This is a genomic window from Thiobacillus sp., assembly GCF_024708915.1.
The window spans coordinates 1-11770 of record NZ_JANJXQ010000070.1 but is presented as its reverse complement, the minus strand read 5'-3'; the positions used below and the strand labels follow the sequence as shown (position 1 = coordinate 11770).

Sequence of the window (11770 nt, the reverse complement as noted above, 5' to 3'; positions counted from 1 at the left end):
ATCTACCTGATTCCGCTGATCGCGCTGATCCTCGGCTTCGATGCCATCGTCGGCGAACGCGAACGCGGCTCGCTCGATCTGCTGCTGTCGATGCCGATCACCCGCTTCGAACTGCTGCTGGGAAAATATCTCGGCCTGGCCGCGGCACTGGCGTTCTCCACTGTGGCGGGCTTCGGTCTGGTCGCCGTAGTACTGGCCTCGCAACTCAACCTCGCCGCCCTGCTCCACTACTTCGGCTTCATGCTCAGTTCGGTCCTGCTCGGCATGGCCTTCCTCAGCCTCGCGGTGATGGTGTCGGTGTTTGCCGCGGATCGCACCCGCGCATCGGGCATGGCCATCGCGTTGTGGTTCTTCTTCGTGCTGGTGTTCGATCTGCTGCTGCTCGGCGCGCTGGTCGTCAGCGGCGGTCGCTACGGCGGCGAGATTTTCCCCTACCTGCTGCTGGCGAACCCGGCCGACGTGTTCCGTATACTGAACATCTTTACCCTGGACGACGTCCGTACCCTGTACGGACTGGCGACCGTTTTTCCCCGCGCCCTGGCCGATCCCTGGCTACTGGGTCTGGTGATGTTTGCCTGGATTGCGGCACCATTGGGCATTGCAACCTGGAGATTCCGCAAATGAAGCTTGTACGATCCGCACTCATCCTTGCCGCGCTGGCCGCCGCTACACTCACCGCCTGCGGCCAGTCGGAGACCGCGGACGCGGTTGTCCCGCTGGAGATCGGCCAGGGCACGTCCTGTGCGCTCGACGGCATGCTGCTCGCCGATTATCCCGGCCCCAAGGCGCAGATCCATTATGCCGGTCAGGCCGAGCCGGATTTCTTCTGTGACACAGTGGAAATGTTCCACCTCTATCTCAAGCCCGAACAGGTCCGCGCGGTGCGCGGTCTTTTCGTGCAGGACATGGGCAAGGCCGACTGGGAGCAGCCTCGCGATCACTGGATCGATGCGAAAAGCGCCTTCTACGTTCACGGCAGCAAGCGGCACGGCTCCATGGGGCCGACCATCGCCAGTTTCGCGCTGGAACAGGATGCAGCCAAATTTGCCGCCGAGTACGGCGGCAAGGTTTACCGTTTCGCCGACGTCACACCCGACATGGTGGTGCTGGACGGTGGCGCGCTCCACGACAGCCACATGTAGACATCATGACCAGTTTCTTTGAAAACCTCGATTACGGCACGGCAGCGGAACTCGAACAGCTGTCGCAATTGATCTATGAACTGCGCCAGAACCACAATGCCGTTCTTCTATCCTATGGCGCAGCGGACGCGGCGGCGCTGCTGCAGCAAATCCAGGGCGGCGCGGTGGCCGAGCATCCCGCCTACGAACACTATCTGGCCGCGCGGATTCTCGACGACACCCGCGACATGGCGCGCGCGATGGTCGGCGAACGCCTCAAGGAGGCCAGCCGGAAATGAGCCTGCACCTTGAACTCGGATCGGCGATCGAGGCCGCCTTCGGAGACGATCTCGATTCGCCGGTCGAACAGAAGCAGGATGCAATGATCGTCCGCCTGAAGAATGGCGTGACGCTGGACGTGCGCTATGCCGCCGCCGATGCCTATTCGCTGCGCTGGGTCTATGGCGATGTCGAGTCCGGCATCGATACCGCCCCCCTGCACCGCGGGCTTGCGACCTTCCCGCATCATTTTCACGATGCGAGCGGCCGCATCGTTGCGGACCCGATCACGCGCCCCGATGCCTCCCCGCAAGACAATCTGCACAGGCTGATCCATGCCCTGATCGCCGACCCGATGTTCGGCGCACGGGACATCGCCTGATGCGCCTGCCGGCGCGGCTACTGTCCCTTGGGGCGGTGGCGTTCGCCGCTGCAGCCGCGATCGCACTGCTGCCGCCCGGCAGCCGGACGATCCGCCAGCCCGATCCGCCCGCGAGCGATTTTTGCGTCGTGGCCCCGGCAACGCCCTACGATCCCGCTTCCGGCCTGGCGATGTACGAGCCGAGGCCGATCCCCGCCGAGGCACGCTGCCCGGTATGCGGCATGTACCCCGCCCGCTTCCCGCGCTGGGCGGCGCAAACCCTGTTCAGGGATGGCGCCGCCCAGTATTTCGATTCGCCGGTCGATCTGTTCGTATTCCTGCACAGGGTCGATCGATACAACCGCAGCTACACGCTCAACGATGTGGCCGCCAGCTTCGTGACCGACTTCGAAAGCGGACAATGGATCGAACTCCAGAATGCCTTCTTCGTCCGCGGCTCCGCCGCCCTGGGGCCGATGCGTGGCGCCGATCTGCCGGCCTTTGCCAGCCGCGCAGCGGCAGACGGTTTTATCCGTAGCCGGGGCGGCCAGGTGCTGACATTCACGCAAGTCACGCCCGAACTGATCCGGTCCATGGGCGGCGACGCGCCTCATCGCCACTGAGACCGGGTTGCCGGATGCGCAGATGAAAAAAGCGGGAGGAGATCTGCATCTCCCCCCGCTTTTGATTTTCAGCGCCGGATCGTTCGTGTCTGGCGTTTATTTCGATTGGGCGACCATGAAGTCCACCGCCGCCTTGACATCGTCGTCCGACAGGGTGGTGGAGCCGCCGCGCGCAGGCATCATGCCTTTTGCACCCGTGAATCCTTCAAGCGCATGCTTGTGGAGGGTATCCATGCCCTGCGCGATACGCGGCCCCCAGTCGGCTTTGTCGCCCGGCTTCGGCGCGCCGGCAACCCCCGCCGCGTGGCACATCGCGCAGACGTTGCCGTAAACCTTCTTGCCCAGGTCGCTGCCTTCCGCCACATGCGTCTCCTCTGCCTCCTCTGCCTCCGCTGCCGGAGCAGGCGCGGCCGCCTCCGGTGCTGCGGGGGCGGGCGCCGAAGCTTCCGGCGCAGCGCTCTCCTGCTTCCCGCAAGCACTCAACAAAGCCGCCAGTGAAACGGCCAGTACGAGTGATGTCATCTTCATTCTATATCTCCTGTTGAGTCTGGGCGGGTTTGAAAGCCCGAAATGGGTAGAGCCGATGCAACGGGCTGCCGTCATGCAATGACGGGCAGCCCCGGATTTGATTGGGTTCAGCAGCATCAGCACGGCCAAAATATAACACACCCCTTTCCGGCTTACCCCTGGACTGAAGGATTACCCCCAATACATCAGATGCACTACCGAGCACCACAAAGAAACCAAACAATCCGTTAAATAACATTGAGTTGCGTTAATGCTACCTGTACCCATTTGGGAGTACTTCCTAGCTTAAAAACGAGAATACGACATCTTTTAATCTGTTTTTCTGCGCAATATACTGGACTCAGCATTTCGGATAAACAAATCTGTAATAACCGAAAAGGACACAACCATGTCTACCCAGCCGCACAAGCAGATTTCGGTACTCAGCCTGAGCACACTGGCGTTCACCGTGTGCTTTGCCGTGTGGGTGATGTTCTCCATCATCGGCATTCCGATCAAGGCCAACCTCGGACTCAATGAAACCCAGTTCGGCCTGCTGGCCGCCACCCCCATTCTCACCGGTTCGCTGATCCGTCTGCCGCTCGGCATGCTGACCGACAAGATCGGCGGCCGCATCGTGTTCTTCGTGCTGATGCTGTCGACCGTGATTCCGATCTATCTGATCAGCATGGCCACCGAGTACTGGCACTTCCTGGTGCTCGGCCTTTTCGTCGGCGTGGCGGGCGGCTCGTTCTCGGTCGGTATCTCCTACGTGGCGCGCTGGTTTCCCAAGCAGCGCCAGGGCCTGGCCATGGGCATCTTCGGCGCCGGCAATGCGGGCGCCGCGTTGACCAAGTTCGTCGCCCCGTCGCTGGTGGTGGCCTACGGCTGGCAGGCGGTGCCGCAGGTCTATGCCGTCGCCATGCTGGCGATGGCCATCCTGTTCTGGATCTTCACCTATACCGACACCACCCACCATGTGCCGGGCAACATCACCGTCAAGGAGCAGCTCGCCGCACTCAAGGACCCCAACGTCTGGAAGCTGTGCCAGTACTACTCGATCGTGTTCGGCGGCTACGTCGCACTGAGCCTGTGGATGACCAAATATTACATCACCGAATACGGTTTCGGGATGCAGACCGCCGCGCTGCTGGCCGCCATCTTCGTGCTGCCGTCCGGCATCATCCGCGCGGTGGGCGGCTGGCTGTCCGACAGGTTCGGCGCGCACAAGATGACCTGGTGGGTGATGTGGGTGTCGTGGATCTGCCTGTTCCTGCTTTCCTACCCGCAGACCGAGCTGGTCGTGCAGACCAGCAAGGGCGAGATGTCGATGCACCTCGGCCTCAACGTCTGGGTATTCACCGCCCTGCTGTTCATCCTCGGCATCGCCTGGGGCTTCGGCAAGGCCTCGGTGTTCAAGTACATCTCCGACCAGTACCCCACCAACATCGGCGTCATCTCGGGCATCGTCGGCCTGATCGGCGGCCTTGGCGGTTTCGTCCTACCCATCATGTTCGGTGCGATCGTCGACCTCACCGGCATCAACAGCGGCATCTTCATGCTCATGTATGGCGTCACCTGGGTCTCGCTGATCTGGATGTATCTGACCGAAGTGCGCACCGTGCCGATGATCAAGCCCGCCAGCGCCGGCACCCTCGAATAATACCAACCCCCTACTCGCTCAAGGAGAACCTGCATGTCCGTGAACATCAAGGACTGGAACCCGGAAGACAACGCCTTCTGGGAGTCGACCGGTAAAAAAATCGCCAGCCGCAACCTGTGGATCTCGATCCCCAGCCTGCTGCTTGGCTTCGCCATCTGGCTGATGTGGGGCATCATCACGGTGCAGATGCTGAACCTGGGCTTCCCCTTCACCAAGGAGGACATGTTCGGCCTCACCGCCATCGCCGGCCTCGCCGGTGCGACGCTGCGCATCCCCTCTTCGTTCTTCATCCGCATCGCCGGCGGCCGCAACGCCATCTTCCTGACCACCGCGCTGCTGATGATCCCCGCCTTCGGCACCGGGCTCGCACTGCAGGACAAGGACACGCCGCTGTGGGTGTTCCAGCTGCTGGCGCTGCTCTCCGGCATCGGCGGCGGCAACTTCGCCTGCTCCATGTCCAACATCAGCAGCTTTTACCCCAAGCGTCTGCAGGGAACCGCGCTGGGCCTGAACGCCGGCCTCGGCAACTTCGGCGTGACCACCATGCAGATACTGATCCCGCTGGTGATGACCGCCGGCATCTTCGGCGCCTTCGCCGGTGGCTCGATGGAACTGATGAAGGACTCCGGATGGATTCTCGGCAAGATCGTCGCCGGCACGCCGACCTTCATCCAGAACGCCGGTTTCGTCTGGCTGCTGGCGCTGATCCCGCTGGCCTTCCTCGGCTTCTTCGGCATGAACAACCTGCTGCCGATCTCCCCCAGCATCGGCGGCACCATTCCCGCGTTCATCAAGATCCTGTGGCTGTACGGCCTGGCCTTCGTTACCGCCGGCGTCGGGCTCTACCTCTACCTGCCCCCCGCCTCGGGCGGCCTGGGCGTGCTGAACATGTGGGTCGCCCTGCCGCTGATCATCGTCGCCACGCTCCTCCTCATGCGTCTCTTCGCCTTCGGCGAGATGAAGGCCGGCATCCAGAAGCAGTTCGCCATCTTCTCCAACAAGCACACCTGGTCGATGACTGCACTGTATGTGGTCACCTTCGGCAGCTTCATCGGCTTCTCCGCTGCCGTGCCGCTGTCCATCACGGTGATTTTCGGCGACACCCATGTGTTCGACGCCGCCAGCCAGACCTGGGTCCACGCCAAGAACCCGAATGCCCCTTCGGCGCTGACTTACGCCTGGATCGGCCCCTTCGTCGGCGCGCTCATCCGCCCGGTGGGCGGCTGGATCTCCGACAAGGTGGGCGGCTCCATCGTCACCCAGATCATTTCCGCAGTGATGGTCGTGGCTTCCGCCTACGCCGGCTACATCATGATGCAGGCTTACCAGTCGGCCACGCCGGAAGTCTTTTTCGCCCAGTTCATGGTGGTCTTCGTCGTGCTGTTCGCCGCCTCGGGCATCGGCAACGGCTCGACCTTCCGTACGGTCGGCGTGATCTTCGACCGCACCCAGGCCGGCCCGGTGCTGGGCTGGACCTCGGCAGTGGCCGCCTACGGTTCGTTCATCGCACCCGTGGTGATCGGCGGCCAACTCAAGGCCGGTACGCCGGAAATCGCCATGTATGGCTTCGCCGCGTTCTACGCCGTATGCCTGGTACTGAACTGGTGGTTCTACCTGCGCAAGAACGCCTACATCAAGAACCCATGAAGCAAAGGAACGAGAGGGGTGCGGCTTCCTCCGCTTTCCCCTTCCCCAACGCCTAAACCATAGCGACAGCAAGGAGCAATAATGAGTCACTTTCTCGATCGGCTAACCTACTTCACCCGCCAGCGCGAATCCTTTTCCGGAGAACACGGCATCACCACCTGCGAGGACCGCAAATGGGAGGATTCCTACCGGAACCGGTGGCGTCACGACAAGGTTGTGCGTTCCACCCACGGCGTGAACTGCACCGGGGGTTGTTCATGGAAAATTTTCGTCAAGGGCGGCCTGGTTGCGTTCGAAATGCAGCAGACCGACTACCCGCGCACCCGCGAAGACCTGCCCAACCACGAACCGCGCGGGTGTCAGCGCGGGGCTTCGTTCTCGTGGTATCTGTACAGCCCGCACCGGATCAAGTATCCGCTGATCCGCGGACGCCTGCTTGACCTCTACCGCGCCGAGCGCAAGGCCGGCCGCGACCCGGTGGACGCGTGGGCGGCGATTCAGGCCGACGAGAAAAAACGCCAGCAATACGTGGCGGTGCGCGGCCTCGGCGGCTTCGTCCGCTCGACCTGGGAGGAAATGACCGAGATCGTCGCCGCCGCCAACGTCCACACCATCAAGAAATGGGGCCCGGACCGGATTTACGGTTTTTCGCCGATTCCCGCGATGTCGATGATTTCCTACGCCGCGGGTTCGCGCTACCTCTCGCTCATCGGCGGCGCCTGCGGTTCGTTTTACGACTGGTACTGCGACCTGCCCGCCGCCTCCCCGCAGACCTGGGGCGAACAGACCGACGTGCCGGAAGCGGCCGACTGGTACAACTCCACCTACATCATCATCACCGGCGCGAACCTGCCGATGACCCGCACCCCGGACGCCCACTTTGCGGCCGAAGTGCGTTACAAGGGTGCAAAAGTCGTCGCCATGGCGCCGGATTACGCCGAGTTCTGCAAGTTCTCCGACCTCTGGATGCCGATCCGCCAGGGCACGGACGCGGCGGCATTCCTCGCGATGGGCCACGTCGCGCTGAAAGAGTTCTACATCGCCAAGCAGGACCCCTACTTCCAGGAATACGCCCGCACCTACACCGACCTGCCGATGCAGGTGATGCTGCGCCAGCACGAGAACGGCACCTACGTGTCCGACCGCATGCTGCGGGCGTCCGACTTCGACGGCGCGCTGGGTGAAACCAACAACCCGGACTGGAAGACCATCGTATTTGACGAAAAGAGCAACGCGTTTGTGGCACCCAACGGCTCGATCGGTTTCCGCTGGGGTGAAGAAGGCAAGTGGAACCTGCTGCCGAAAAATGCCGCCGACCAGAGCGAAATCCTCGCCGAACTGAGCTGCATCGAACGCCGCGACGACGTGGTTTCGGTCGGCTTCCCGCACTTCAACCACGACGAGGATGCGCTGCTGTTCCGCAACGTTCCGGTGCGCAAGGTCAAACTGGCGAACGGTGAAACCGCGCTGGTCGCCTCGGTGTTCGACCTGCAGATTGCGCAGTACGGCATCGACCGCGGGCTGGGCGGCGGCAACGTCGCCAAGGATTACAGCGACGCCAGCGTAGCCTATACGCCGGCGTGGGCGCAAAAGGTGACGGGCGTGAAAGCGGCCGACATCGAACGCACCGGACGCGAATTCGCCTACAACGCCTCCAAGACCAAAGGCAAATCGATGGTCATCATGGGCGCGGCGATCAACCACTGGTATCACAACGACCTGTCCTACCGGTCGATCATGAACCTGCTGCACATGTGCGGCTGCGTCGGCCAGACCGGCGGCGGCTGGGCGCATTACGTGGGGCAGGAAAAACTGCGCCCGCAAGCAGGCTGGGCACCGATCGCCTTCGCCCTCGACTGGCAGCGCCCGCCGCGGCACATGAACTCCACCTCCTACTGGTATTTCCACACCGACCAGTGGCGCTATGAAACCCTCGATGCCGACAAACTGTTGTCGCCCGCCGGAAAACGCAAGAACAAGGGCTATTCGCTGGCGGATTACAACGTCGCCGCCTCCCGCATGGGCTGGTTGCCCACGGCGCCGCACTGGAACGCCAACCCGCTGGAACTGGTCGCCGAAGCCGAAAAAGCCGGGGCGACCGACGAGGCCGGCATCGGCAAGCACATCGTCGGCAAGCTGCAGGACGGCTCGCTGGATGTCGCCTTCGCCGACGTCGACAACCCGGTCAACTGGCCGCGCAACCTGTTCGTCTGGCGCGCCAACCTGATCGGCACCTCCGCCAAGGGCCACGAATACTTCCTCAAGCACCTGCTGGGCGCGCAGAACGGCGTGCTGCAGGAAGGCGGCGCGGGACGCGACAACAAGGAAGTGAAGTGGCACGACGAGGCGCCGATCGGCAAGCTCGACCTGATGGTGGACATCAACTTCCGCCTCAACTCCACCGGCGCCTATTCCGACATCATCCTGCCGACTGCGACGTGGTACGAGAAGAACGACCTCAACACCACCGACATGCATCCCTTCATCCACCCGCTGTCGGAAGCCGTGTCGCCGGGCTGGGAATCGAAGTCCGACTGGCAAATCTTCAAGTCGATCGCCAAGACCTTCTCGCCGCTGGCTGAAAAGCACCTCGGCACCCGCAAGGACATCGTGGCGCTGCCGATGCAGCACGACTCCGCGATGGAGCTGGCGCAGCCGTTCGGCCAGGTGACCGACTGGAAGCGGGACGGCGTCGCCCCGATTCCGGGCAAGACCATGCCGATCCTGAAAGTGGTCGAGCGCAACTTCGGCGACACCTATCGCAAGTACATCGCGCTGGGTCCGTTGATGGTCAAGCTCGGCAACAACATCAAGGGCGTGGACTGGAACACCGAGCAGGAATACGAAGAGCTGAAGAAGTGCAACTACACCGTCAAGGACCAGGGCGTGTCGTTCGGCATGCCGTCGCTGGAAGAGGACATCAGCGTGTGCGACGCGGTGATGCGCATGGCGCCCGAGACCAACGGCGAAGTGGCGCACAAGGCCTGGACGGCGATGTCGAAGAAGACCGGCATCGATCACCATCACCTGTACGCCGGACGGCACGAGGACAAGATCACCTTCCGCGACATCCAGGCCCAGCCGCGCAAGATCATCACCGCACCCACCTGGTCGGGGATCGAGTCGGAAACGGTGTCGTATACGGCGGGCTACACCAACATCCACGAGCACATTCCGTTCCGCACCCTGACCGGACGCGCCCATTTCTATCAGGATCACGAGTGGATGCTGGACTTCGGCGAAGGCTTCTGCGCCTACAAGCCGATGGTGGATCTGGGTGAACTGGACAAACTGCCCGCATCCGTGCGCAACAAACCGCACCTGTCGCTGAACTGGATCACGCCGCACTCCAAGTGGGGCATCCATTCCAGCTACCAGGACAACCTGAGGATGCTGACCCTGTTCCGCGGCGGCCCCTATGTCTGGGTTGCCGAGGACGACGCCAAGAGCATCGGGCTGGAGGACAACGACTGGGTCGAAGCGGTCAACCACAACGGCGCAACCGTGGCGCGGGTCGTGGTTTCGCAGCGCATCCCGCGCGGAATGGCGATGATGTACCACGCACAGGAAAAGAACGTCAACGTGCCGGGCTCGCCTTCCACCGGCAAGCGCGGCGGGATCCTGAACTCCGTCACCCGCGTGCTGATCAAGCCGACCAACATGATCGGCGGTTATGCGCAGCTGTCGTACAGCTTCAATTATTACGGGACGGTCGGCAGCCAGCGCGACACGATGGTGGCCTTGCACAAGATCGCCGACAAGGACGTGGACTGGCTGGAACGCCCGCTCACGCCCGAGCGCGAAGCACAACGCAATCCCAACGGCATCGGCACCAAGTAAGGAGAATCACATGAAAGTCAGAGCGCAATTCGCCTTCGTCTTCAACCTGGACAAGTGCATCGGCTGCCACACCTGTTCCGTGACCTGCAAGAACGTGTGGACCAACCGCAAGGGCGTGGAATACGCCTGGTTCAACAACGTCGAATCCAAGCCCGGCATCGGCTACCCGAAAAACTGGGAAGACCAGAGCAAGTGGAAGGGCGGCTGGGAACTCAAGAACGGCAAGCTGGAGCTGAAATCCGGCAACCGCCTGTCCAAGCTGGTGAACATTTTCGCCAACCCGGACATGCCGGAAATCGACGACTACTACGAGCCGTTCACCTACAACTACGCGCATTTGCAGAATGCGCCGCTGTCGGAGGCGGCGCCCACCGCACGCCCGATGTCGCAGATCGACGGCAGCAAGATCGACAAGATCCAATGGGGCCCGAACTGGGAAGACGACCTTGCCGGCGAGTATTCCAAGCGCAGCAAGGACAAGAACATGGACAACATCCAGAAGGAGATGTACAGCCAGTTCGAGAACACCTTCCACATGTATCTGCCGCGCATCTGCAACCACTGCCTGAATCCGGCGTGCGTGGCGGCCTGCCCGTCCGGCTCCATCTACAAGCGCGAGGAGGATGGCATCGTGCTGGTCGACCAGGACAAGTGCCGCGGCTGGCGCATGTGCATTTCCTCCTGCCCGTACAAGAAGGTGTTCTACAACTGGGAATCCGGCAAGGCGGAAAAGTGCATCGGCTGCTACCCGCGGGTCGAATCCGGCATGCCGACCGTGTGCTCGGAATCCTGCGTCGGGCGCATCCGCTACAACGGCATCATGCTGTACGACGCCGACAAGATCGAAACGCTGGCGAGCACCCAGAACGAGCAGGACCTGTACGAGGCCCAGTGCAAGATCTTCCTCGACCCCAACGATCCGGAAGTGATCGCAGCGGCACGCGCCGAAGGCATCAACGAAGACTGGATCATCGCCGCGCAGAAGTCGCCCATCTACAAGATGGCGATCGACTGGAAAATCGCCTTCCCGATGCACCCGGAATTCCGCACCCTGCCGATGGTCTGGTACGTGCCGCCGCTCTCCCCAGTGCAGTCGCAGATCGACCAGGGCAACCTGCCGGTCGGCCCCGACGGCGCGATCCCGCTGGCGGGAACCATGCGCACCCCGATCCAGTACCTTGCCAACCTGCTCACCGCCGGCAAGACCGCGCCGATCGAAAGCGCGCTGAACCGTCTGATCGCGATGCGCAGCTACCAGCGTTCGGTGCACGTGGAAGGCGTGGCGGATACCCGCGCACTGGAGAAAGCCGGCATCACCGAAGACCAGGCCAAGGAAATGTATCGCTATCTGGCCATTGCCAACTACGAAGACCGTTTCGTCATTCCGACCGGGCATGAAGAGGTGCGGCTGGAAGACTTCTACGGCTTCCAGGGGCAGAACGGCTTTACCTTCGGCAACGATTCCTCGGCGGGCATTTCCGGCAATTCCCTGTTCCCGGAGCGTCGCAAGGAGACGGTGGAATCGAAGGAAGAAGCGCCTTCCCGCCGCGTCATCCCGATTGCTCGCCGCGACTACTGAAGGAGAACATCATGTCAGACAACACCACGACGCTTTTCAAGCTGCTCTCCGCGCTGTTCGAGTACCCGGATCAGGCCATGCTGCAGGCCGTGCCCGAGCTCATGACGATCATCGGCGAGGATGCCGCCATCGCGCCGGATGAACGCCAGG

General features: G+C 62.3%; 10 protein-coding genes. 9 read left to right on the top strand and 1 reads right to left on the bottom strand.

Annotated elements, in window-relative coordinates; translation table 11 throughout:
• The 5 genes from Q0L94_RS05475 to Q0L94_RS05455 form a co-directional block, all read left to right on the top strand.
• Nucleotides 1-624: ABC transporter permease subunit (locus Q0L94_RS05475; protein WP_296750952.1), on the top strand; the 624-nt coding region annotated here is incomplete at its 5' end.
• Entirely contained in the window at nucleotides 621-1142 is a 522-nt protein-coding gene (locus Q0L94_RS05470; protein WP_296750950.1) for a nitrous oxide reductase accessory protein NosL, read from the top strand. The genes Q0L94_RS05475 and Q0L94_RS05470, both read left to right, overlap by 4 nt.
• A 5-nt stretch (nucleotides 1143-1147) precedes the next feature.
• Nucleotides 1148-1420 (top strand): hypothetical protein, encoded by a 273-nt coding sequence (locus Q0L94_RS05465; RefSeq protein WP_296750947.1) that lies wholly within the window; start codon nucleotides 1148-1150, stop codon nucleotides 1418-1420.
• A complete protein-coding gene (locus Q0L94_RS05460) occupies nucleotides 1417-1782 on the top strand; it encodes a DUF6516 family protein (protein ID WP_296750946.1) in 366 nt (121 codons plus the stop codon). Before Q0L94_RS05465 ends, Q0L94_RS05460 begins: the two co-directional genes overlap by 4 nt.
• Entirely contained in the window at nucleotides 1782-2384 is a 603-nt protein-coding gene (locus tag Q0L94_RS05455) for a nitrous oxide reductase accessory protein NosL (protein WP_296750943.1), read from the top strand. The genes Q0L94_RS05460 and Q0L94_RS05455 overlap by 1 nt, the downstream gene beginning before the upstream one ends.
• 96 nt (nucleotides 2385-2480) lie before the next feature.
• Here the strand turns inward: Q0L94_RS05455 and Q0L94_RS05450 are convergent, their stop codons facing one another.
• A complete protein-coding gene (locus Q0L94_RS05450; RefSeq protein ID WP_296750953.1) occupies nucleotides 2481-3029 on the bottom strand; it encodes a cytochrome c5 family protein in 549 nt (182 codons plus the stop codon).
• A gap of 271 nt (nucleotides 3030-3300) precedes the next feature.
• Here Q0L94_RS05450 and Q0L94_RS17895 point away from each other — a divergent pair, with 271 nt between their 5' ends.
• From Q0L94_RS17895 to narH, 4 genes are all read left to right on the top strand, one after another.
• Nucleotides 3301-4554: a nitrate/nitrite transporter gene (locus Q0L94_RS17895; protein ID WP_366799244.1), complete on the top strand. Its 1254-nt coding sequence runs from the start codon at nucleotides 3301-3303 to the stop codon at nucleotides 4552-4554.
• 33 nt (nucleotides 4555-4587) lie between these two features.
• Nucleotides 4588-6201: an MFS transporter gene (locus Q0L94_RS17890; RefSeq protein WP_366799242.1), complete on the top strand. Its 1614-nt coding sequence runs from the start codon at nucleotides 4588-4590 to the stop codon at nucleotides 6199-6201.
• 81 nt (nucleotides 6202-6282) lie between these two features.
• Nucleotides 6283-10041, top strand: a complete 3759-nt coding sequence (locus tag Q0L94_RS05440) for a nitrate reductase subunit alpha (protein ID WP_296750942.1) — start codon at nucleotides 6283-6285, stop codon at nucleotides 10039-10041.
• A gap of 10 nt (nucleotides 10042-10051) precedes the next feature.
• Complete coding sequence (narH, locus tag Q0L94_RS05435; RefSeq protein WP_296750939.1) at nucleotides 10052-11620, top strand: nitrate reductase subunit beta; 1569 nt, start codon at nucleotides 10052-10054, stop codon at nucleotides 11618-11620.
• Nucleotides 11621-11770 lie beyond the last annotated feature (150 nt).

Bases quoted from the DNA above. Each gene is read 5' to 3' on its own strand.
- narH (WP_296750939.1), top strand. From the start codon at position 10,052: ATGAAAGTCAGAGCGCAATTCGCCTTCGTCTTCAACCTGGACAAGTGC.
- Q0L94_RS05460 (WP_296750946.1), top strand. From the start codon at position 1,417: ATGAGCCTGCACCTTGAACTCGGATCGGCGATCGAGGCCGCCTTCGGA.
- Q0L94_RS05455 (WP_296750943.1), top strand. From the start codon at position 1,782: ATGCGCCTGCCGGCGCGGCTACTGTCCCTTGGGGCGGTGGCGTTCGCC.
- Q0L94_RS05440 (WP_296750942.1), top strand. From the start codon at position 6,283: ATGAGTCACTTTCTCGATCGGCTAACCTACTTCACCCGCCAGCGCGAA.
- Q0L94_RS17890 (WP_366799242.1), top strand. From the start codon at position 4,588: ATGTCCGTGAACATCAAGGACTGGAACCCGGAAGACAACGCCTTCTGG.
- Q0L94_RS05465 (WP_296750947.1), top strand. From the start codon at position 1,148: ATGACCAGTTTCTTTGAAAACCTCGATTACGGCACGGCAGCGGAACTC.
- Q0L94_RS05470 (WP_296750950.1), top strand. From the start codon at position 621: ATGAAGCTTGTACGATCCGCACTCATCCTTGCCGCGCTGGCCGCCGCT.
- Q0L94_RS17895 (WP_366799244.1), top strand. From the start codon at position 3,301: ATGTCTACCCAGCCGCACAAGCAGATTTCGGTACTCAGCCTGAGCACA.
- Q0L94_RS05450 (WP_296750953.1), bottom strand. From the start codon at position 3,029: ATGCTGCTGAACCCAATCAAATCCGGGGCTGCCCGTCATTGCATGACG.